This is a genomic window from Verrucosispora sp. WMMC514 (genome assembly GCF_027497295.1).
GTDB lineage: Bacteria > Actinomycetota > Actinomycetes > Mycobacteriales > Micromonosporaceae > Micromonospora > Micromonospora palythoicola.
Genome location: NZ_CP114906.1, coordinates 1,878,204 through 1,900,392, shown reverse-complemented (window position 1 = coordinate 1,900,392; position 22,189 = coordinate 1,878,204). Strand labels below are relative to the sequence as shown.

The following is a 22,189-nucleotide window of genomic DNA, read 5'->3' as shown; positions in this document are numbered from 1 at the left end:
CCGACCTTTCGTTCTCCAGCGAAAGGATAGTGGGCTCCGGTGCGGGCCCACGAGGCTGGCTGGCGTGAACGACACACGCACGGGCGGGCCGGCCCTGGCCGACCGGCCAGCCACGTTCCGGGACGTCTTCGCCGTCGCCGAGTTCCGGGTGATCTTCGCCAGCTACGGGATCTTCATGATCGGCGAGACGGTGAAGATGCTCGCCCTCTCCGTGCTGGTGTACGAGCGCACCGGCTCCGGTCTGCTGGCCGCGCTCGCGTACGTCACCGGGTTCCTGCCGCACGCGCTGGGTGGGCTGTTCCTGCTGGCCCTGGCCGACCGGTGGCCCGCCCGCGCGGTGATCGTCGGCTACGACCTGGTGCGGCTGGCCACGGTGGCGGTGCTCGCCACCGGTGTGCTCGCCCCGTCGGCGATGCTCGGCCTGGTCGCCGTCGTGGCCCTCTTCGGTCCGGTCAGCAGCGCGTCCCGCACCGCGTTGTTGCCCGATATGCTGCATGGCGACCGGTACGTGCTGGGTCGTTCGCTGCTCACCGTGGCCGCCGGGGGTACGCAGGTGGCCGGTTTCGCCGTCGGTGGTCTGCTGCTCGGACTGGTCGGCCCGTACGGCGCGCTCTGGTTGACCGCGGTGACCTGTGGTTTCTCCGCCCTGCTGGTGCGGTTCGGGTTGACTCCTCGTCCCGCCCGCGTCGGCCGGACGGGCGGCGGCCCGAGAACCGGCGCGTTCCGGGAGACCCTGCGGGTAAACCGGCAGCTCCTGGCGGATCGTCGGATCCGTGGCCTGCTGCTCGCCCAGTGGCTGCCCGGCTCGCTGCTGGTCGGCGCCGAGGGAGTGGCGGTGCCGTACGCGGCCGACCTCGGCCCGGGTGCCAGCGCCGGCGTCCTGCTGATGGCCGGTGCGGGCGGCATGCTCGTCGGTGACCTGCTGGTGGGGCGGTTCGTGGCACCGGCCCGGCGGGAACGTCTGACGCCGTGGCTCGCGCTGCTGCTGGGCGTACCCATGCTGGTGTTCCTGGCCCGGCCGGCGCTGCTGCCGGCGGCGGCCCTGTTCGCGGTGGCGACCGCGGGGTTCGCCTACCAGCTCGGGCTGGCCCGGCGGTTCCTCGACGCGGTACCCGAGGCGCGTCGGGGGCAGGCGTTCGGACTGGTCAACACCGGCATGATGGCGGCGCAGGGGTTGGCCGCCGCCGGGGCCGGCGCGCTCAGCGAGGTGCTCTCCCCGGGGGTGGTGATGGCCGGCGCGGGGGCCGCCTCGGCGATCGCGACGCTGCTCCTGTGGCCGATCCTCGCGGTGCCGGCGGTGCGGCCAACGCGATCTTCCCGGCGCGACACGCGGGGTGGTGCGGGCGGTGGCGAGCATGGCTGGCTACCGTGTCCCGGTGGCGAAGGGGAGCGGCCTCGGCGTACGTAGCTGGCTGCTGCTCGGCCTGATCACGGTGGTGGTGCTCGCCGCTACCGGAGTCTGGAACCCGTTCCCCACCATGTGGGACTGGGTCAACCGTCCCCAACCGATCTCCCAGCCGGACGTGGTCTGGCAGCAACGTATCGGTGGCACCCCGCGCAGCGTCACCATCGCCGGGCAGAGTGTCGTGATCGAGCAGCGCACCCGGGTGGAGGCCCGCAGCCTGGCCGCCGGCACGCAGCTGTGGGAGCGCAAGGCCGACTGGAGCGCGGTCACCGGCGCCGGGCAGGAAGCCGTCGTCGTCGTGGGCAAGCTACTGGTCAAGGGGTACGAGGTGCTCGACCCCGGCACCGGGGTGACCCGCCGCCGCGACGACGACGCGGTGGCCGTCTGGACCTACCGCAACCTGCTGCTGGACGCCCGCTGCGTGGCGGCCACCGACTGCACGCTGAGTGCCTGGGACCCGCGCGGCACGACTCCGCTGTGGACCGCCTTCCTGCCCGGAGTCAGCACCGGCCTGCTCGCCGACAACCCGAATCTGCTCGACACCCGGCGACTCGGCGGCAACCGGATCGACGGCGAGGTGGCCGGCCCGGAGGCGGTGCCGCCGCTGCTCGGCTTCCCGGTCGACGGCCGGGTGCACGTGGTGGACACCGCCACCGGCCGGGTGCTCCAGAACGTCGAACCCGGTCGGGAGGAGCGGCTCGCCGTGATCGGCGGGCGCCTGCTGCGGATCACCGCCCGGTCGCAGGACGGTAGCTGCTACTACGCCATCTCCGGTCGGGACTCGGCCACCGGCCAGGAGGCGTGGCAGCAGTCGGGACTCAACCTCCGCACCGCCGACAGCGCCGGTTGCGTGCAGCGGGAGGACCCGTACGGCGCCCGCAACGTGCTGCTCGGCGTGTCACCCGACGGCCGGGAGGCGGTCCTCGACGCGTACGACGGTCGGTTGTTGCTGGTCACCGCGAACGGCGAACGAGTGCTCGCCGTCGACGACCGGTACGCGCTGGTCCGCACCGCCGACGGTGGCGCCGTCTCCGCCCGTGAGCTCGGCGCCGAGCGCACCCGGTGGCAGCGGCCGGCGGGAAAGAAGGCGGATGCCGCCCTCACCCCGTACGCGGCGATCGTCGCCGACGAGAAGCCGAACCGGCTGGTCGCGCTCGATCCGCGTACCGGGCGGGAACTGGTCGTGCTGCGTACCTCGGCGAACGCCCTCGCCGTGGGCCCCGCCGGCATGGTGATCGGGGAGGGCCGGGAGATCGGGTACGTCCGCTTCGGCGCGACAGCCGGCGGCACGCCGGGCGAGGCCGACGGGGCCGACCCGGGGCCCGCCGGCAGCGGTTCGGTGCCGCAGCCGCAGGACAGTTGCGGTCCGAAGAACGAGCTGTGCGCCGCACCTGACCCCGGCAAATGATCCGGCCCCCGGTGGGTGGGAAGGACCAGACCCTCTGCCCTAGGCTTTGCCGTCATGAGCGAGCGGCAGCGAGCGAATCATCGGTGCGGTGCGATGGTGCCTCACGGCGGCACGGAGCGAAGCGGAGTGCCGTCGTGAGCGAGCGGCAGCGAGCGAATCATCGGTGCAGGGCGATGGTGCCTCACGGCGGCACGGAGCGAAGCGGAGTGCCGTCGTGAGCGGTGCCGATTTCGCGTACGCCCCGCTGCTGCCGACCGGTCCGGACCAGACGGACTACCGTTTGGTCACCGACGAGGGCGTCGACGTGGTCAACGGCCCGGGCGGGCGCCGGTTCCTGACCGTCGAACCGGCCGCGCTGACCGCGCTGACCGCCGAGGCGATGCACGACATCGCGCACTTCCTGCGTCCCGCCCACCTCGCCCAGCTACGGTCGATCATCGACGACCCGGCGGCCTCCCCGAACGACCGGTTCGTCGCGCTGGACCTGCTGCGTAACGCCAACATCGCCGCCGGTGGGGTGTTGCCGATGTGCCAGGACACCGGCACCGCGATCGTGATGGGTAAGCGGGGCCGGCACGTGCTCACCGACGGCACCGACGCGGAGGCGATCTCGCGGGGCGTGTGGCAGGCGTACACCCGGTTGAACCTGCGCTACTCACAACTCGCCCCGCTGACCATGTGGGAGGAGCGCAACACCGGCAGCAACCTGCCCGCGCAGGTCGAGTTGTACGCCGAGGACCCGGACGGCCACCCGGACGCGTACAAGTTCCTCTTCATGGCCAAGGGCGGTGGCTCGGCCAACAAGTCGTACCTCTACCAGGAGACGAAGGCGCTGCTGAACCCGACGCGGATGATGCAGTTCCTGGAGGAGAAGCTGCGGCTGATCGGCACCTCCGCCTGCCCGCCGTACCACCTGGCGGTGGTGATCGGCGGCACCAGCGCCGAGTACGCCCTCAAGACCGCCAAGTACGCCTCCGCGAAGTATCTCGACGCCCTGCCCACCGCCGGCTCGATGACCGCGCACGGCTTCCGGGATCTGGAGCTGGAGGCGGAGGTGCTGGAGTTGACCCGCAACTTCGGCATCGGCGCGCAGTTCGGCGGGCGCTACTTCTGCCACGACGTGCGGGTGGTGCGGCTGCCCCGGCACGGCGCGTCCTGCCCGGTGGCCATCGCCGTGTCCTGCTCGGCCGACCGGCAGGCGGTCGCCAAGATCACGCCGTCGGGGGTGTGGCTGGAGCGACTCGAAACCGACCCGGCTCGCTTCCTGCCGGAGGTCACCGAGGCGCAGCTGGACGCGACCGAGGTGGTTCGCGTCGACCTCAACCGGCCGATGGACGAGATCCGCGCCGAGTTGTCCAAGTACCCGGTGAAGACCCGGCTGTCGCTGAGCGGCCCGCTGGTGGTGGCCCGGGACATCGCGCACGCGAAGATCGCCGAGCGGTTGGACGCGGGCGAGCCGATGCCGCAGTACCTGCGCGACCACGCCGTTTACTACGCCGGCCCCGCCAAGACCCCGGAGGGCTACGCCTCCGGCTCGTTCGGCCCGACCACCGCCGGCCGGATGGACGCGTACGTGGCGAAGTTCCAGGCCGCCGGTGGCTCGATGGTGATGCTGGCCAAGGGCAACCGGTCGGCGCAGGTGACCCGCTCCTGCGAGCAGCACGGCGGGTTCTACCTCGGCTCGATCGGCGGCCCGGCGGCCCGGCTCGCCCAGGACTGCATCAAGCACGTCGAGGTCCTGGAGTACGCGGAACTCGGCATGGAGGCGGTCTGGAAGATCGAGGTGGTGGACTTCCCCGCCTTCATCGTGGTCGACGACAAGGGCAACGATTTCTTCGCCGAGGTCACCAAGCCGGTTCTCACCATCGGCCGCCACTAGGCCGGACCGCGTCCGAGACGCTGCTGCCACTGCTCGGCTGCGGCTGTCCGGCGGCTTCGTCGCATCCGACGGAACCACGTTCGACATCGGTGCGCCCGGCCCGGGACGGCCGGGCGCACCGCCCCCGTCGATCGCACCAGTAGATGCAACCAACGAGATTGTGCGGCCCGCCACTGTCGATCCACTCTCAGATCGCTATCAGGCAGCTACGCCGCTCGGTATCGATGGGGTTACTCTGCTGAAAGTTGCCACCATCACGGGGTGGGAGAGTGATGCGTTTTCAGATCCTGGGGCCACTGCGGGTCGGCGGCGGCGAAGCCACCGTCACGGCAGGTCGGGATCGGGTGGTGCTCGCCGTTCTGTTGCTGCGGGCCAATCGCATCGTCCCCGTCGGGGAACTGGTCGACGCGATCTGGGAGGAGAACCCGCCAGTCACCGCCCGGGCCCAGCTGCAGACCTGTGTGTCACGGCTGCGGCAGCGTTTCGCGAGGCTCGGTCTGCCGGCCGACACCATTGTCACCGATCCGGTCGGCTACGGCATTCGGACCGACGCTGGTGAGCTGGACACGGAGGTCTTCGCCCGGGGGGTCGAGGCGGCTCGGGCCGCGGTGGCCGGCGGGGCGTTGAGCGACGCGCGCCGGCGGTTCCGAGCGGCGCTGGGGCTGTGGCGCGGGCCGGCACTGAGCGGTATCCCGAACTCATCGGTGCGACGTCGGGCGCAGGCCCTCGACGAGCAACGGCTGGCGGTGCTGGAAGAGTGCGTGGACGTAGAGCTGCGGCTCGGGCATGCGGCGACCCTGGTCGACGAGTTGACCGAGGAACTGGAGCGGCATCCGCTGCGGGAGCGGCTGCGCGGCCAGCTCATGCTGGCCCTCTCCGCCGTCGGCCGGCAGGCCGACGCGCTCGGCCGGTACCGGGAGGGCCGACGCCTGTACGCCGAGGAACTCGGCATCGAGCCGGGTGCGGCGCTGCAGGATCTGCACCAGCGGGTGCTCGCCGGAGACCTCGCCGTTGCCGGGTCCGAACGCCGTGCCACCACCGCGGTCCGCGCGCTGCCCCGGGCGATCGACGATTTCACCGGGCGCGCGGAGACGGTGGCTCGGCTGATCAAGGAGATCGAGGATGGCGAAACCCGGATCCAGCTGATCGACGGGATGGCGGGCAGCGGAAAGACCACGCTGGCCGTGCATGTGGCGACCCGGGTGGCCGAGCGCTATCCGGACGCCCAGCTCTTCATCGATCTGCACGGGCACAGCGAGCGGGCGCCGTTGAGCCCGTCCGCGGCCCTGACCACGCTGCTGCGACAGCTCGGCGTACCCGCCGAACGCATCCCGGTCGACCCGGACGACCGGCTGGCCATCTGGCGTACCGAACTGGCGGACCGGCGAGCGCTGGTGCTGCTCGACAATGCCGCCAGCGCGGCGCAGGTGGCACCGCTGTTGCCCAGCGGTGCCGGCTGCCTGACCCTGATCACCAGCCGCCGTCGGCTGGTCGGTCTCGACGAGGGTCGGCCCTCGTCCCTGCCGGTGCTCGACATCGACGAGGCGATCGAGCTGCTCGGTCGGGTCGCCGGTGACGACCGCGTCGCGGCGGAACCGGCCGCCGCCGTCGAGGTGGTGCGCCGCTGCGGTCATCTCCCACTGGCGATCAGGCTGGCCGGCACCCGGCTCGTTCACCGGTCCAGGTGGCGGATCGCCGACCTGGCCGAGCGGCTCGGCGGCAACCGTGACGCGTTGGCCGAGCTGGCCCTCGGGCATCGCTCCGTCGGCGATGCCTTCGCCCTGTCGTACGCACAGGTGTCAACGGCGGCCCAGCGCACCTTCCGGCTGCTGGGACTGCATCCGGGTGTACGGGTCGACAACACCACCGCTGCCGCGCTGACCGACGTGCCGTTGGCCGAGGCCCAGGACCTGCTGGACGAACTGGTTGACGCCCACCTGATCGACGAGCCGGTGCCGGGCCGCTACCGGTTGCACGACCTGGTCCGCGAGTACGCCCGGACGCTGTTGGCCGATCCGGCCAACGGGGCGGAGCGGCGGGATGCGCTGCGGCGTCTACTGGATCATCACCTGCACGTGGCGGCGGCCATCGGCCGGGAGAGCGAGTCGCCCGGCAGCCGCACCACCCTCAGCCTGCCCGACCCACCGCGACCCGATCTGGTGGCGATCTGTGTCGAGCAGGGCCTGGCCTGGTTCGACGAGAACCGATCCGCGCTGGTGGCCCTGCCCGGTCTGGCGGAAGTGGAGTTTCCCGAGCGCGCCTGGCAGCTGGCCCGGGCCAGCTGGCGGCTTCTCTACAACGGCGGGCACCTCGACGAACTGGTCGAGACGCACACGGTGGGGCTCCGGGCGGCCGAGACAGTCGGTGACGAGTCGGCGCAGGCGCTGATGCTCAACTACCTGGCCTCCGCCTACTTCCGCCGGGCCGACTTCCGGCAGGCCGTCCAACTGTTGGAGCGGGGCGTCGAGCTGTGCCGGCACAGCGGTGCGGGGCACCTGCTACGCAGCCTGGTCTGGAATCTCGGCATCAACAGTTGGGCCGGCGGTGACACGCGTCGCGGGATCGAGTACTTCCGGGAGGCGGCGACGCTGCTGCGCGGTGTCGACCGGTTGGCCGAGCTGAGTGCCCTGCTCAACAACATGACCTATGTGCTGTGCATGTGGGGACGCTACGACGAGGCCCTGCGGACCGGCCGAAGTCATCTGATGCTCGCCCGCGAGATCGGTGACCGCCGGCAGTTGGCCAACGCGATAGGGCATGTCGGCATGGTCCGGCACCGGCTCGGCCACACCGGACCGGCGCGCCGGCTGTTGCGGACGGCGTTGCGCCTGCAGCGGGCCGGAAAGAACCGCTTCGACGAGGGTGAGATGCTCAACGAACTCGGCGTGATGGAGCGTGAAGCGGGGCGTCCGGACGAGGCGGCGGCGCTGCACCGGCAGGCGTTCATCGCCATCAGCGAGGCCGGTGACCTGGCTGGCCAGTGCGCGTCCCGAAATCTGTTGGCCCGCGCCATCCTGGACCAGGACGACGTACGCACTGCCCAGGATCTGTTCGGTCGCGTCCTGGTGGACGCCACCCGAATCGGTCACCGGTTCGAGCAGGCCCGGGCGCTGGACGGCCTCGCCCGGTGTCTGCGGGACAGTGACCCGGCGGCCGCCCGCTCACACTGGGTTCGGGCCCTGGCGCTGCTGCGTCAGGTCGAGTCGCCCGACGCGGACGAGGTGCAGCGGCTGCTCGCCGAGCTGGAGTGAGCTGGCTGCCGTGAACATCTGCACGTCCGCAGCCGGCGCGGCAGGATGTAGGAGTGACGACTCCAGAGGCGACGGGTTACCGGATCGAGCGCGACTCGATGGGCGAGGTGGAGGTGCCGGCCGAGGCGCTGTGGCGGGCCCAGACACAGCGGGCGGTGCAGAACTTCCCGATCTCCGGCCGGGGCATCGAGCCGGCCCAGATCCGCGCCCTGGCCCAGATCAAGGGCGCGGCGGCCGAGGTCAACGGTGACCTGGGCGTGATCGACGCGAATGTGGCCGCGGCGATCGCCGCCGCCGCCGCGCACGTGGCCGAGGGCGGTTACGACGACCAGTTCCCGGTGGACGTGTTCCAGACCGGCAGCGGCACGTCGTCCAACATGAACACCAACGAGGTGATCGCCACCCTGGCCGGTCGGGAGCTGGGCAGCGGCGTCCATCCCAACGACGACGTCAACGCGTCGCAGTCCAGCAACGACGTCTTCCCGTCCTCGATCCACCTGGCCGCCACCGAGGCCGTGGTACGGGATCTGCTGCCGGCGCTGACCCACCTGGCGGGTGCGTTGGAGGCGAAGGCCGAGGAGTTCGAGACCGTCGTCAAGGCCGGGCGTACCCACCTGATGGACGCCACCCCGGTGACGCTCGGGCAGGAGTTCGGCGGGTACGCCGCCCAGGTCCGCTACGGCATCGAACGGTTGGAGGGGGTACTGCCGCGCCTGGCGGAGCTGCCGCTGGGCGGCACGGCGGTCGGCACCGGCATCAACACTCCGCTCGGTTTCGCCGCCCGGGTGATCGAGAAGCTGCGGGCCTCGACCGGGCTGCCGCTGACCGAGGCGCGCAACCATTTCGAGGCGCAGGGTGCCCGGGACGCTCTGGTCGAGACGTCGGGGCAGTTGCGTACCGTCGCCGTCGGGCTTTACAAGATCGCCAACGACATCCGCTGGATGGGTTCCGGCCCGCGCGCCGGCCTGCGTGAGCTGCGCATCCCGGACCTCCAGCCGGGCTCGTCGATCATGCCCGGCAAGGTCAACCCGGTGGTCTGCGAGGCGGTCCGGCAGGTCTGCGCGCAGGTGATCGGCAACGACGCGACGGTGGCCTTCGCCGGCTCGCAGGGCGACTTCGAGCTGAACGTCATGCTGCCGGTGATGGGCCGCAACATCCTGGAGTCGATCCGGCTGATCGCCGCGTCGAGCCGCCTGCTCGCCGACCGGTGCGTGGTCGGCCTGGTCGCGGACGCCGAGGTCTGCCTGTCGTACGCCGAGGGCTCGCCGTCGATCGTCACCCCGCTCAACCGTCACCTCGGCTACGACGAGGCCGCCTCGATCGCCAAGGAGGCGTTGGCGAAGCAGATCTCCATCAAGGAGGTGGTGATCTCGCGCGGTCACCTCGACTCCGGCAAGCTCTCCGAGACCCAGTTGGAGGAGGCGCTCGACCTGCTCCGCATGACCCACCCCTGAGCCCGGCCTGTGCCTGCGCCGCCGCCCTGCGCCTGCCCTCTCGGTCCACTTGATCGACTCCGATTACGGTATCTCGGCCTATCCGGGCGGCCGGTGACCGCAAGATGCCGCAACCCGAGCAGATCAATCGTCGGCGAAGCGACGCCGGGGTGCCCAGGCGAGGAAGCGGGCGAACAGCGCCGCCGGATCCGGGCCGTCCTGCGGGCTCAGGCGGTACAGGTCGGCGGCCGCCTCGTGCAGCACCGCGCAGAGGTAGACGCTGAGCGCGATCCGGTCGTCGGCGTACTCGGCGACGAGATCGAGCCGCGCGGCGGCGCACGGCCAGGGCGCCGCGCAGACCCGGCAGAGCCAGAGCGGCCGCAACGGCAGGTGTGCCCGGCGCGGCGGGGCCGTCATCCTCGGCCACCAACACCCGGACGAGCCGCCCCGAACGCGGCGCGAGGTCCGGTCCGGGGTGCGGTCCGAGTCCGGTCGGGGAAGCGTTCCGGGGCGCTGCGGGGTGCGGTCCGGGGGGTAACGGGCGTGGTCCGGGACATGGCGCGGCCTTCCTGTCGAGCTGAGTCGTGCGCGTCATCGCCCCGGCGGTGGGACCGCCCGGCCGGGGGAGCGGGCGGTCCCACCTCGACGCCGCACTCGGGGGAATGAGCGGCGAGCGTCGCTGCGCACAGTCTGCTGAGCACACCGTTACGGTCGGAAGGGTTTGGCCGTACTGTCCGAGGCCCACTGTGACCGGGCCGGGTTGCCGGTGGCGGTGCGCTGTAGTCGATCGACCGATTGTTGGAGGGCGGCTGGAAATGGCGGGTGGGCAGCTGACAGCAGCGGCGTTCCTGGTCTCGGAGCTACGTCGGGCGCGAGCCAGGCGAGGCTGGAGTCAGGAAGAACTGGCCAGGGCGGTCAACTACTCGCCGTCGATGGTCAGTGCGGTCGAGCTGGGTCAACAGCCGCCCACCCCGAAGTACCTGCAACAGTTCGACAAGGCCCTGGACACCGGTGGCCTATACGGCCGAATGCTCACCCACCTGGTAGCCCTCGACAAAGCCCAGGTCTGGTTACGCGGCTGGCGCGCCATCCTGGCGGAGTCATGGGCCCTACGCTGGTTCGAACCGCTTCACGTGCCTGGCCTGCTGCAGACGGAAGCGTATGCGCGAGCGGTCTTTGAGTCCGACCCGCTGCTGGATCCCGGCGAGATCGAACGGCGGCTGGCTGACCGGTTGAGCAGCCAGGAAGTGCTCTACGCCGAGAGATCGCCCCGAATCGCGGCTGTGGTGGACGAGTCGGTCTTACGACGACGGGTCGGTGGCCGGAAAGTCATGCGTGAGCAACTTCTGCACCTCGTCCGCCTCGCTGTCGAGCACCCACACTCTCGGATCCACGTCGTGCCCACGTCCGCGGAGGAGTATCCGGGCCTGAACGGCCCGTTCATACTCGCCAGCCTGGCTGACGGTGTGGAGGTTGCCTTCCTCGGGGGCCAGATCGGCGGGCAGGAGCTGGACCGAGCAGCCGATCTCATGCGACTGCAACGGACCTGGGAGGCTACTCTCGCCGTGGCGTTGCCCCCACAGGAATCGATCGAGCTGCTCAAGGAACTGGCGGAATCATGGAGTTGACCGGCGCACGCTGGCGAAAAAGCCGCCGTAGCGGGTCCAACGACCAGTGTGTCGAGGTGGCGACGAATCTGCCTGGGGTGGTGGGGGTGCGGGACAGCAAGGATCCGGCTGGGCCGGTGCTGAGCTTTGACGCGTACACCTGGCGGGCCTTTGTCGCGGCGCCGCCGCGCCGCACGTGACCGCCGTGCCCGACACGGAGGTGCTGGAGCGGCTGGCGCGGGAGCGGGTGGTCTGGTTCTGCACGCTGCGGCCGGACGGCTCGCCGCATCTGACGCCGGTCTGGTTCCACTATGTCGAGGGTGAATGGTGGATCGGCACCGGCGAGCGCAACCGGAAGGTACGCAACGTCGCCGCCGACCCTCGGGTGTCGCTGGCGCTGCCCGACGGGGATGCGCCGGTCGTGGCCGAGGGTGTGGCGAGCATCGTCCGCCGGCCGTTCCCATCCGAGGTGGTCGAGGCGCTTCGTGACCGGTACGGCGGCTGGGACGTCACGGTGGACGGCCCGGACGGCCGCTACGTGCTGCTCCGGGTCGTGGTGACCCGCTGGCTGATGGCCGGCCGCGCTCGCTGACTGGCGTCGGTCGTTCGAAACGAAGACGTGGGTACATCTGTTGTCGTTCCAGCGACAAGAAATGTACCCACAGTCGGCTTCCGCAGGCAGGCGCTTCGCGCCCGGCCTTGCCGCACACCGGCGTTCAGGAGCGGGCGGCGGCCCGGCGGGCCCGGTAGGCGCTGACGGCGGCCCGGTTGCCGCAGCCGGCCTCGCAGAACCGGCGGGAGCGGTTCTTGGACAGGTCGACAAGCACGTTGTCGCAGTCCGGGTGCTCGCAGATGCGCAGCCGGCGCAGCTCGCCACCGCGTACCACGTCCGCGATCGCCATCGCCGCCTCGACCGCGATCCGGGTGGCCAGCGGGGCGTCCCGGGGTACGGCGTGCAGGTGGTACGGCTCGGCGTCGTGCGTGATGAGCTGGGGCAGCGCCCGGTGCTCGCGGAGCAGGGCGTTGACGATCGACACGATCTCGTCGACCTCGGCGCGCCAGATCCGGCGGAGGCGGGGGCGCAGCGCGCGTACCGCACGGAGCTCGGCCTCGGTGTGCTCGTGCCGGCCGCTGTAGGAGTGGCGGGTGTAGAAGGCGTCCAGGGCGGCGACGTCCGGTAGCCCTTCGCCGTCGGAGCCAGCGGTGTTCACCAGCGCGGCGGCGGCGATCAGCGAACACTCGGTGTCATGGGCGAAAAGCAACTTGACTCCTGTCGTGGCCCCGTCTAGCGTCATCGGCATAATCTATTTTGCCCATGGCGGGCGGTCGTGCCAAGGAGAGCCACATGCGTCAACCGCCCGCCGCGGGTGCCGGTCTCGCACTCGCGCTGCTCTCCGCGATCACCTTCGCCACCTCAGGCACCTTCGCCCGATCCCTGATCGACGCCGGCTGGTCGGCCGAGGCGGTCGTCATCGCCCGGGTCGGCATCGCCGCGCTGATCCTGATGGTGCCGGCCGTGCTCGTGCTGCGGGGACGATGGCCGGTGCTGCGTCGCAACCTCACCTCGATCGGCGTCTTCGGGCTACTCGGGGTAGCGGTCGCCCAGGCGTGCTTCTTCAACGCCGTGCGTTACCTGCCGGTCGGCGTCGCCCTGCTGCTGGAATACCTCGGCATCGTCCTCGTCGTCGGATGGACCTGGCTGGTGCAGGGGCAGCGCCCTCGGCGGCTGACCGTCGCCGGTTCGGTGGCGGCCGTGGCCGGGCTGGTCTTCGTGCTGGACCTGACCGGGGCGGGTCGGCTCGACGTGGTCGGCGTCCTCTGGGGACTGGGTGCGGCGGTCGGGCTGGCCGGGTACTTCGTGCTCGCCGGCCGGGTCGACCCGGCCCTGCCGTCGATGGTCATGGCCAGCGGCGGGATGGCCGCCGGTGCCGGAGTGCTGCTGCTGCTCGGCCTGACCGGCGCGCTGCCGCTGCGGGCCACCTTCGACACCGTGCAGTTCGCCGGCGCGCAGACCAGTTGGCTGGTGCCGATCGTCGGTCTGACGCTGGTGGCCGCGGTCGTCGCCTACCTGGCCGGGATCGCCGCGGTGCGGGTGCTCGGTTCCCGGCTGGCCTCGTTCGTCGGGCTGACCGAGGTGATGTTCGCGGTCCTGATCGCCTGGCTGGTCCTGGGGGAGCTGCCGACGATCGTGCAACTGCTCGGCGGGTTGCTGATCGTCGCGGGTGTGGCGCTGGTCCGCCTCGACGAGATGCGGGCGGCCGCCGCGCCGCCCGTGGTCGGCGAACCATTGCTGGCCGTCGACAGGTGACATCCCGGCTCCGCACGCGATGTGTCGTCGCCGGCCGCTACCGCTGCTTCTGCAGTGCGGTAGCGGCGGCGTAGTGGTGCCGTAGCCGCCCCACCGAGGATCTCGGTGGCCGTGGATCGCCACGGCCGATCAGTTCGCTGACCGAGGAGTCTCATTGGGCTGGCTGCGTACGTCCTCCCGCCGGTGGAGCGCAATGGCGCTCACGGCCGTCAGTCTCGGCACCGTCGCCGCGGTGGCACCCGCCGTGCCCGCGTCGGCCGCCGGTCCCGCCGACCACGTCCTCTACTGGAACGACGTCCTGCTCCGGACCTACCGGCAGGAGGGCGGGGCACCCGGGCCGCTGGCCAGGGCCGGCGCGATGGTGCACGGCGCGATCTACGATGCCGCCAACTCGGCGCTGTGTGCGACGGGTGCCGACCGGTGCCTGGGCCAGCAGTACCGGATCAAGGTCACTCCCACGCCTGGCGTGACGCCGGATCTGGCCACCGCGATCGACTACGCGGCGTACGACGTGCTGCGCAGCGTTTATCCGCAGCGGAACTTCAGCGCCGACCTTGCCGCGGCACAGGAGGGCATCGCCAGCTCTCCCGCCCGGACCGACGGGCAGCGTATCGGCTCAGCCAGCGCCCAGGCGATGATCAGTTTCCGCGTCGACGACGGTGCCCCGGACTTCTCGACCTATACGGACGGCACCGTTCCGGGACAGTGGCGTCGCACCGGCTCCGGCGCGCCGGCCACGCCGAGTTGGGGACTGGTCAGGCCGTTCGCCATGACCTCGAACACCCAGTTCCGGCCCGGCCCGCCGGCCGGTCACTCCAGCTACGCGACGCTGCTGGCGAGCCAGGCGTACGCGGATCAGCTCAACGAGGTGAAGGGACTGGGCCGTTACGACAGCTCGACCCGGACCAACGACCAGACCCAGGCCGCCTGGTTCTGGGCCAACGACCTGGACGGCACCTACAAACCGCCGGGTCAGTTGTTCGCCCACACCCAGATCGTCGCGAAGGCGGCCAAGCTCACACAGGCCGGTAACGCGCGGCTCTTCGGTCTGGTCGGCATCGCCATGGGAGACGCGGCGATCGTGGCCTGGGACGCGAAGTACCAGACCGACGTGGACCTGTGGCGGCCGGAGACCGCGATCCAGCGGGCCAACGAGGACGCTCGCAGCGACACGGTCGCCGACCCGGCCTGGCTGCCCCTGTCGGCCGACCGGAACAACGTGCGCTTCTCTCCGGCATTCCCCGCCTACACGTCCGGACACGCCACCTTCGGCGCCGCGTGGGCCGGGGCGATGAGGGGCTTCTTCGGCGCGGATGCCTTCTCGTTCGCCGCCACCACCGAGGATCCGCACGCGGTCGGGGTCGTCCGCAACTTCTCCACCTTCAGCGCCGCGGCGACGGAGAACGCCCGCAGTCGCATCTGGCTCGGCGTCCACTACCAGTTCGACGCGGACAGCGGAATCTCGTCCGGTACCGCCCTGGCGAATCACGTCACCGCCAGCGTCCTTCGCCCGACCGCCTCCTACACGTTCGACGGCTTCTACGAAAACGGTGCGAAGGTGGGTACCTCGATCCCGGACGCCGCCGCGCCGTCGTCCTTCACGGTCGGCTTCAAGCTGACCGCAGGCAGTACTCCGGTCACCGATCCGGGGGCCGTCGTCGGTGCCTCCTGGAACGGACAGCCCGCCACGGCGGGCGCGGTCACCTTTGCCAACGGCCGGTACGACATCGCCGTCTCGGTGCCGAAATCCTGTGCCGGGCGGACCTGGACCTTCACGGTGCTGCTCCGCGACGGCTCACGCCGCGATCTCGGGGTTCGGTGCTCCACCGTCTGACCTGAGGTGGGTGATCGGCGGCGTGGTCGGATCCTTCGACCGCGCCGCCGATGGCGCCCACCCCAGCAGCAGTCGGCGGATGTCCCCGAGCGCCTGTTCGACCTCGTTGAGTCGGACCAGAGCGTCCGAGAGGTCGACGTCCTGCCCGCCCGTCACCGGGTCGGCGTGGAGCAGGTTCCGGTACGCGGAGGTGAGTTCCGCACCTGGGTCCAACCCCAACTCTTCGCGGAGGAGCATCCGGGCGCGGTGAAAGGCCGCCATCGCCTCGCTGCGTCGGCCGGCACCGTGCAGGGCGATCACCAGATGCCGCCACATCGACTCGCGTAGCGGATGCTCCTCCACAAGTGCGGTGAGCTTCGGGATCAGCTCCTGGTGCCGTCCCTCACTCAGCTCGAGCCCGATCAACTCGGTCAGCACGGTGAGCCGCTCCTCCTCGAGCCGGGCGACCGCCGCCGGGACGAACGGTGCGTCGACGTCACCGAGAGGTGGGCCGGTGTGCAGTCGAAGCGCCTCCCGGAAGGCCTCCGCCGCTGCCTGCGGCCGTCCGAGAGCGACCAGGGCCCGTCCTCGTTGGGCCCGGTGCCGGAACTCGGTGACGTCGATGTCGTTCACGTCGGCCCGGAGCAGGTAGCCGGTCGCGAGCGTGTGCAACTCGACGTCGGGTACCCCACGGAGGAAGCGTCGCAGCAGCGAGATCTGCCCGTGCACCTGGGTACGGACCGTCCGTGGCGGGTCCATACCCCAAACCTCGTCCACGATCTGGTTCATCGGAACCAGCGCGTTGGCATGCAGCAGGAGCAGTGCCAGCAGTGACCGCGCCCGCTTACCGTCGGGCCGTCTCGCACCCGTCTCGCCGCGCACGGTGAGCGGGCCGAGCAGGTAGATCTTCACAGTGCCCGCCAGGCGTCCGGGCATCCGAACGGAACAGCTCCCACATGTCCTCCAGCCCCCGTGTCGAGGAGAACGTCAAGCTGCTGCAACCATAGAAGTTGCATGATGCAGTGGCAATGACACGTTCAGTCAGTACGCGCCGGTGAACCCTCGCCGGGGGTGGCAGCGCGGGAGGTCGGTCGGGACAATGCCCCGGTGGTTACCACTGTGGTGTTCGACGCCGACGAGACCCTGGTCGACCTGCGCCCCGCGGTGACCGGTGGGCTGATCGCCGTACTTGAGGAGATGGGCAGACTGAACCCGGCGGCCCGGATCTCGCTCGCCGACCTGGAGTCGGACTGGCACCTGGCCCTCGGCGCGAACGCCGCAGCACCGGTGTGGGAAGTCCGGAAGGCCGCGCTGGCCCGGTCGTTGAATCGGGCAGGGCTCGGTGCCCACCTCGACGAGATCAGCGCGCTCTTCTTCGCCCGCCGCTTCGCGCTGACCCGGCCGTTCGCCGACACGCTGCCGGCGCTGGCCGTGCTGCGCCAACGCTGGACGCTGGGCTTCGCCACCAACGGCAACAGCCGCGCCGAACGCTGCGGCCTCGTCGGCGAGTTCGCCTTCGCGGTGTACGCGCACTGCGACGGCGTGCCGAAGAAACCGGCCCCGGATTTCTACGCGGCGGTGTGTGCTGCCGCCGGAGCGGACCCGGCACAGGTGGTGCACGTCGGCGACAACCCGGCTCACGACGTGGTCGGGGCACAGCGGGCCGGCCTGCGGACCGTGTGGCTGAATCGCCGAGGCGAGCGGTTGCCGGCGAATGTGGTGCCGGACGCCGTGATCACCACGTTGACCGAGCTGCCCAGCGTGCTGGCTGATCTTTCCGGCGAAGCGGATCTTCCGCCGTTTATCCGGCAGTGCTCTGGCGGAACCTCAAGCATTGATGTCTGATGACGCCACGTCCCTCAACGAGAGGATTCGATGTGGTGAGCAAGCGCTTCACCGTCGGTGCCGTCGCGACCGCGACGGCACTGACACTCACGGTCACGGGTCTGGGAGTGCCCGCCAGCGCCGAACCGGCGGACCTGCGGACCTTCACCGTGGTCGCCGAGGACGGCGTCTCCACCGACGCGGCGCTCGCCGCGATCCGCGCCGCGGGCGGCACGGTGGTTGACCGAGCCGACGAGGTCGGCATCTACCGGGTGGTCAGCGATCGGACCGACTTCCCGCGCCAGGTCCTCGCCGCCGGAACACTTGTCGGTGCCACCGAGCAGCGGGCCATCGGCCGCAAGCCGAAGGCGGACCCGGTCGAGCAGGAAGGCCCGGCCCCGGCCGCTGCGGCCCGTGCCTCCGCCGCCAAGGCTGGTGGCGCCGCGACGAGCCGGGCGCGGGGGAAGAAGATGGACCCCCTCGACGAGAAGCTGTGGGGCCTGGACATGATCCGGGCCGACGACTCCCGCAAGGTCGAACCCGGCGACCGGCGAGTGCTCGTCGGTGTGTTGGACACCGGCGTCGACGCCAGTCACCCGGACCTCGCACCGAACTTCGACTGGCGCCTGTCCCGCAACTTCGCACCGGACATGACCGACGTCGACGGTCCCTGCGAGGTACCCAGCTGCCTCGACCCGGTGGGCACCGACGACAACGGACACGGCACCCACGTCGCGGGCACGATCGGCGCGGCGGCGAACGGCATGGGTGTGTCGGGTGTCGCTCCCAAGGTCTCGATCGTCCAGCTCAAGGGTGGGCAGGACTCCGGGTACTTCTTCCTGGAGCCGGTCGTCAGGTCGCTGGTGCACGCCGGCAAGTCGGGCCTCGACGTGGTGAACATGTCCTTCTACGTCGATCCGTGGCTCTACAACTGCCGGGCCAACCCGGCCGACTCGCCCGAGGCCCAGGCCGAGCAGCGAGCCATCATCAAGGCGATGAAGCGAGCGTTGACCTTCGCGCACAACCGGGGCGTCACGTTGGTCGGCGCACTTGGCAACAACCACGAGGATCTCGGAGCGCCGCGGACCGACACGTCCAGCCCTGACTACGGGCCGATCCCCGCGTACCCACGGGAGATCGACAATGACAGCTGCTGGGACCTGCCGGTCGAGGGCCCACACGTCATCGGGGTGTCCTCCGTCGGCCCGTCGGAGCGCAAGGCGCACTTCTCGAACTACGGCACGGAGCAGATCTCGGTGGCCGCGCCGGGCGGTTTCTCGCTGGACGGATTCGGCACGCCGACCTTCGGCGCCCAGGCCAATCGGATCCTCTCGACCTACCCCAAGCACGTTCTCCAGCAGCAGCCGATCTCGGCGACGATCCCGGACCCGATCGTCGACGCGGACGGCAACATCGACGCGCGGGTGGCGGACCGGGTCTTCAAGGACTGCAAGAGCAACGGTGACTGCGGCTACTACCGCTACCTGCAGGGCACCTCGATGGCGGCGCCGCACGCGTCGGGCGTCGCCGCGCTGATCGTCAGCCGCTACGGCAAGCAGCAGGGTCGGGCCGGCTACGGCATGCACCCGGACCTGGTCGAGCAGCACCTGTACCGGACGGCCGCGGAGCGTCCCTGCCCGCAGCCGAGGCTCCAGCAGTACCGCGACGAGGGCCTCGACGAGACCTACGACGCGTTCTGCGCGGGTGGGCTCAACTTCAACGGCTTCTACGGGTACGGCATCGTCGACGCGTACGCGGCGGTGACCACTCCGCTCAAGCCGAACGCCCGGCCGTAAGGGCCCGGGCGAGCGGTAGGGCCCCGTCGACCGTCGGGTCGGCGGGGCCCTCGCCGATCACCGGGCCGACCCTGGATCAGCGGAGGGCGGCCGCGACAGCCGTCGCCGCCGCGAGGACCTCGGCGCCGACGGCGTCGGCGTCCAGCGGGGCCAGGGCCACCACCCCGACGCTCGCTTCCAGGCCGGGTACCCCGAGCACCGGGGCGGCCACCCCGTACGCGCCCGGTTGCAGCTCACCCTCGGTGCTCACCGGCCCGGCGTCGCCTGACCGGCCGGCCAGGATCGCCCGTCCGGCGGCACCCCGCTCCAGCGGGTGCCGAGCCCCGGTCCGGTACGCGACGTGGAACGACGTCCAACTCGGCTCGACCACCGCCAGCGCGACCCCCTCGCCACCCTCCACCACCGTGAGGTGCGCGGTGGCTCCGGCCTGTTCGGCCAGCCGCCGCAGCGCGGGCAACGCACCCTCGGCGAGCAGCGGCTGGGCACGCCGAGCCAGGTGCAGCACCCCGGCACCCAGGCGCAGCCGGCCGGCGGCGTCACGCCGCAGCATGCCGTGCCCGGCCAGTGGCCCGACCAGCCGGTAGACGGCGGCCCGACCGATGCCCAACCGGCTCGCGGCCTCGCTGACGGTCAAGCCGCCCGGAACCTCCGCCACCAGGTGCAGCAGCCGCAGCCCCCGATCCAGAGTCTGGGAGGTCTCGCCGCCCGCCGCCGATCCGCCCGGCACCGACCCGGCTGGCATCGACCCGGCTGGCACCGAACCGTCCGGCACCGCCGGCCGTGGGGCCGGACCGGGCGTCGCTGGAGTGCTCACGACCAGCAGCGTACGGCCAGCGGGGGCGGCATCGGCAGGCGTGCAGCGGCCGGGCGCTACCAGGCTCGGGCCGAGCGGGCAACAGCGGACGGCTACCCTTGTACGGTGACGCTACGCCTGTATGACACCGCCACCCGATCGGTGCGGGACTTCGTCCCGCGGGAAGCCGGCAAGGTGGGGGTCTACCTGTGTGGTCTCACCCTCCAGGCACCGCCGCACATCGGTCATCTTCGCTCCGGCGTCAACTACGACGTGTTGCGTCGCTGGCTGTCGGCGGCCGGTTTCCAGGTCACCTTCATCCGCAACGTGACCGACATCGACGACAAGGTCCTGGTCAAGGCGCAGGAGCAGGAGCGCCCGTTCTGGTCGATCGCGTACGCCAACGAGTTGAAGCTCGCCGAGGCGTACCGGGCGTTGAACGTGCTGCCGCCCACCTACGAGCCACGCGCCACCGGTCACATCCCCGAGATGCACGATCTGATCGCGTTGCTGATCGAGCGGGGGCACGCCTACCCGGCCACCGACGGCTCGGGCGACGTGTACTTCGACGTGTGCTCGTGGCCGTCGTACGGTGCGTTGTCCAACCAGTCGCCCGACGACATGCAGTCCGCCGGTGACGCACCGGACCGGGGCAAGCGCGACCCGCGCGACTTCGCGCTCTGGAAGGGCGCCAAGCCGGACGAGCCGGCGGACGCCTACTGGCCGTCGCCGTGGGGGCGGGGCCGACCCGGCTGGCACATCGAGTGCTCGGCGATGTGCTGGCGCTACCTGGGCGCGGAGTTCGACATCCACGGCGGCGGGCTCGACCTGACCTTCCCGCACCACGAGAACGAGCTGGCCCAGTCTCAGGCCGCCGGCCTGCCCTTCGCCCGGTACTGGGTGCACCACGGCCTGCTCGGCATCGGCGGGACCAAGATGGGCAAGTCGCTGGGCAACGCCCTCGACCTCGACTACGTCGCCAGCCTCGGGGTCCGCCCGGTCGAGCTGCGCTACTACTACGTGGCCGCCCACTACCGTTCGCGGATCGACTACTCGGAGGAGGCGCTGCGCGAGGCGGCCGTCGCGTACCGGCGGATCGAGGGCTTCGTGACGCGGGCCGTGGAACGGGTCGGCGCGGGTGCGCCCGGCGAGTTGCCGGCCGCGTTCGCCGCGGCGATGGACGACGACCTGAACACCTCGGCCGCGCTGGCGGCGCTGCACGAGGTCCTGCGGGACGGCAACAACGCGCTGGCCGGCGGGGACGATGTGACCGTGCGCACCACGCTCGCCAGCGTGCGCGCGATGCTGGATATCCTCGGGGTCGACCCCCTCGACCCGGCCTGGACCGGCGGAGCCCGGGCGAGCGACCTCCGTGGTGTGGTGGACTCCCTGATCGCCCTGGCTCTGGAACAGCGCGCGCAGGCCCGGGTCCGCAAGGACTGGGCCGCCGCGGACGCGCTGCGGGATCAACTCAAGCAGGCCGGAGTGGTGGTCGAGGACACCCCACAGGGGCCGCGTTGGACTATTGGAGAGCAGGACTGATGGCCGGCAATTCGCAGCGCCGTGGTCGCCGGGTGGCGTCGAAGGCCAGTGCCCCGAAGGGGTCCGGCGGCAAGAACCGGGACTCCCTCGCCGGGCGTGGCCGGACGTTGCCGGCCGACGAGCGTCCCTGGCACAAGGCGTACTCGGGCACCGAGAAGCTGCCGCAGCGCACCGCGTGGAAGCAGGAGAAGGAGCGCCGGGCGGCGGCCGAGGAGGGGCGGGCCCCGAAGATCGGCCAGCCCGGCAGCAAGGACACCACCTGGGGCAAGGGTGGTGGCCGGGGCACGGCCAACGCCAAGCCGGCGCGCGGTAAGCAGCCCGCTGGGCGCAGCGGCCCCCGGGTCGCGCCGGGGCGCAAGTCCAACCCGGCGAAGGACTCCCCGGAACTGTTGGTGGGCCGCAACCCGGTGCTGGAGGCGCTGCGTACCCAGGTGCCGGCGACCGCGCTCTACACCGCGCTGGGCATCGACCTCGACGACCGGGTCAAGGAGATCGTCCGGACCGCCGCCGACCGGGGTATCGCGATCCTGGAGGTCAGCCGGGCCGAGCTGGACCGGATGACCGGGGGCGTGCTGCACCAGGGCGTCGGTCTCCAGGTGCCGCCATTCGCGTACGAGCCGTTCGAGGACCTGGTCGCTGCCGCGCTGGAACAGCCGGCACCGCTGCTGGTGGCGCTGGACGGGGTGACCGATCCGCGTAACCTCGGCGCGGTCATCCGCTCCGCCGCCGCGTTCGGCGCGCAGGGTGTCTTCGTACCCGAGCGGCGGGCGGCCGGCATCACCGCGACCGCCTGGCGGACCAGCGCGGGCGCGGCGGCCCGGGTGCCGGTGGCCCAGGTGACCAACCTCACCCGGTCGCTGAAGGCCTGCCGGGACGCCGGGTTCGTGGTGGTCGGCCTGGACGCCGACGGGGAGACGGACCTGTACGACCTGGAGGCCGCCGTCGGCCCGCTGGTCGTGGTGGTCGGCTCGGAGGGACGGGGGCTGTCCCGCCTGGTCGGGCAGACCTGCGACCTCACCGTCAGCATTCCGATGATTTCCGAGGTGGAGTCGCTGAACGCCAGCGTGGCCGCCGCGGTCACGCTGGCCGAGGTGGCGCGCCGCCGGGCCGTCGAGGGCTGAGAACCGCAG

General features: G+C 71.3%; 18 protein-coding genes. 14 read left to right on the top strand and 4 right to left on the bottom strand.

Annotation, left to right across the window (positions count from 1 at the left end):
• Nucleotides 1–64: 64 nt before the first annotated feature.
• The 5 genes from O7597_RS08675 to O7597_RS08655 all read left to right on the top strand — a co-directional run bounded on the left by O7597_RS08675 (nucleotide 65) and on the right by O7597_RS08655 (nucleotide 9,397).
• Nucleotides 65–1,408, top strand: coding sequence for an MFS transporter (locus tag O7597_RS08675; RefSeq protein WP_269738516.1), 1,344 nt, complete (start codon nucleotides 65–67; stop codon nucleotides 1,406–1,408).
• Nucleotides 1,356–2,813 (top strand): PQQ-binding-like beta-propeller repeat protein, encoded by a 1,458-nt coding sequence (locus tag O7597_RS08670; RefSeq protein WP_281582421.1) that lies wholly within the window; start codon nucleotides 1,356–1,358, stop codon nucleotides 2,811–2,813. The genes O7597_RS08675 and O7597_RS08670 overlap by 53 nt, the downstream gene beginning before the upstream one ends.
• A 214-nt stretch (nucleotides 2,814–3,027) precedes the next feature.
• Complete coding sequence (locus tag O7597_RS08665) at nucleotides 3,028–4,692, top strand: fumarate hydratase (RefSeq protein ID WP_281582420.1); 1,665 nt, start codon at nucleotides 3,028–3,030, stop codon at nucleotides 4,690–4,692.
• Between the two features lie 272 nt (nucleotides 4,693–4,964).
• On the top strand, nucleotides 4,965–7,943 hold the full coding sequence (locus O7597_RS08660) for an AfsR/SARP family transcriptional regulator (protein ID WP_281582419.1): 2,979 nt from the start codon (nucleotides 4,965–4,967) through the stop codon (nucleotides 7,941–7,943).
• Nucleotides 7,944–7,996: 53 nt separating this feature from the next.
• Entirely contained in the window at nucleotides 7,997–9,397 is a 1,401-nt protein-coding gene (locus tag O7597_RS08655) for a class II fumarate hydratase (RefSeq protein ID WP_281582418.1), read from the top strand.
• A gap of 123 nt (nucleotides 9,398–9,520) precedes the next feature.
• Here the strand turns inward: O7597_RS08655 and O7597_RS08650 are convergent, their stop codons facing one another.
• The gene (locus O7597_RS08650) at nucleotides 9,521–9,793 is read right to left on the bottom strand and encodes a hypothetical protein (RefSeq protein WP_281582417.1); all 273 of its coding nucleotides are present in this window, start codon (nucleotides 9,791–9,793) and stop codon (nucleotides 9,521–9,523) included.
• Nucleotides 9,794–10,191: 398 nt separating this feature from the next.
• Here O7597_RS08650 and O7597_RS08645 point away from each other — a divergent pair, with 398 nt between their 5' ends.
• From O7597_RS08645 to O7597_RS08635, 3 genes are read left to right on the top strand one after another with little or no spacing between them, the layout of a single operon-like run.
• Nucleotides 10,192–11,004 (top strand): helix-turn-helix transcriptional regulator, encoded by an 813-nt coding sequence (locus O7597_RS08645; protein ID WP_281582416.1) that lies wholly within the window; start codon nucleotides 10,192–10,194, stop codon nucleotides 11,002–11,004.
• A complete protein-coding gene (locus O7597_RS08640) occupies nucleotides 10,995–11,183 on the top strand; it encodes a DUF397 domain-containing protein (protein ID WP_281582415.1) in 189 nt (62 codons plus the stop codon). Before O7597_RS08645 ends, O7597_RS08640 begins: the two co-directional genes overlap by 10 nt.
• A gap of 5 nt (nucleotides 11,184–11,188) precedes the next feature.
• On the top strand, nucleotides 11,189–11,575 hold the full coding sequence (locus O7597_RS08635) for a TIGR03618 family F420-dependent PPOX class oxidoreductase (protein WP_269738509.1): 387 nt from the start codon (nucleotides 11,189–11,191) through the stop codon (nucleotides 11,573–11,575).
• 124 nt (nucleotides 11,576–11,699) lie between these two features.
• On the opposite strand, the gene O7597_RS08630 is transcribed toward O7597_RS08635, so the two are convergent.
• On the bottom strand, nucleotides 11,700–12,245 hold the full coding sequence (locus O7597_RS08630) for a CGNR zinc finger domain-containing protein (RefSeq protein ID WP_269738748.1): 546 nt from the start codon (nucleotides 12,243–12,245) through the stop codon (nucleotides 11,700–11,702).
• 83 nt (nucleotides 12,246–12,328) lie between these two features.
• Between O7597_RS08630 and O7597_RS08625 the strand changes: the two genes are divergently transcribed.
• On the top strand, nucleotides 12,329–13,291 hold the full coding sequence (locus O7597_RS08625) for an EamA family transporter (RefSeq protein ID WP_269738508.1): 963 nt from the start codon (nucleotides 12,329–12,331) through the stop codon (nucleotides 13,289–13,291).
• A 193-nt stretch (nucleotides 13,292–13,484) separates the two neighbouring features.
• Nucleotides 13,485–15,125: a vanadium-dependent haloperoxidase gene (locus O7597_RS08620; protein ID WP_269738507.1), complete on the top strand. Its 1,641-nt coding sequence runs from the start codon at nucleotides 13,485–13,487 to the stop codon at nucleotides 15,123–15,125.
• On the opposite strand, the gene O7597_RS08615 is transcribed toward O7597_RS08620, so the two are convergent.
• Entirely contained in the window at nucleotides 15,087–16,040 is a 954-nt protein-coding gene (locus O7597_RS08615; protein ID WP_281582414.1) for an AfsR/SARP family transcriptional regulator, read from the bottom strand. The genes O7597_RS08620 and O7597_RS08615 overlap by 39 nt on opposite strands.
• A 171-nt stretch (nucleotides 16,041–16,211) precedes the next feature.
• Between O7597_RS08615 and O7597_RS08610 the strand changes: the two genes are divergently transcribed.
• Nucleotides 16,212–16,949, top strand: coding sequence for an HAD family hydrolase (locus O7597_RS08610; protein WP_281582413.1), 738 nt, complete (start codon nucleotides 16,212–16,214; stop codon nucleotides 16,947–16,949).
• Between the two features lie 35 nt (nucleotides 16,950–16,984).
• Nucleotides 16,985–18,724, top strand: a complete 1,740-nt coding sequence (locus O7597_RS08605; protein ID WP_269738504.1) for a S8 family serine peptidase — start codon at nucleotides 16,985–16,987, stop codon at nucleotides 18,722–18,724.
• Nucleotides 18,725–18,800: 76 nt separating this feature from the next.
• Here the strand turns inward: O7597_RS08605 and O7597_RS08600 are convergent, their stop codons facing one another.
• Complete coding sequence (locus O7597_RS08600; protein ID WP_281583217.1) at nucleotides 18,801–19,466, bottom strand: helix-turn-helix domain-containing protein; 666 nt, start codon at nucleotides 19,464–19,466, stop codon at nucleotides 18,801–18,803.
• Between the two features lie 177 nt (nucleotides 19,467–19,643).
• On the opposite strand from O7597_RS08600, the gene cysS reads away from it, so the two are divergent.
• Together cysS and rlmB are read left to right on the top strand one after the other, a co-directional pair.
• Nucleotides 19,644–21,059, top strand: coding sequence for a cysteine--tRNA ligase (gene cysS / locus O7597_RS08595; RefSeq protein WP_281582412.1), 1,416 nt, complete (start codon nucleotides 19,644–19,646; stop codon nucleotides 21,057–21,059).
• Nucleotides 21,059–22,180 (top strand): 23S rRNA (guanosine(2251)-2'-O)-methyltransferase RlmB, encoded by a 1,122-nt coding sequence (rlmB, locus tag O7597_RS08590; RefSeq protein WP_269738502.1) that lies wholly within the window; start codon nucleotides 21,059–21,061, stop codon nucleotides 22,178–22,180. Before cysS ends, rlmB begins: the two co-directional genes overlap by 1 nt.
• The last annotated feature ends 9 nt before the right edge of the window (nucleotides 22,181–22,189 follow it).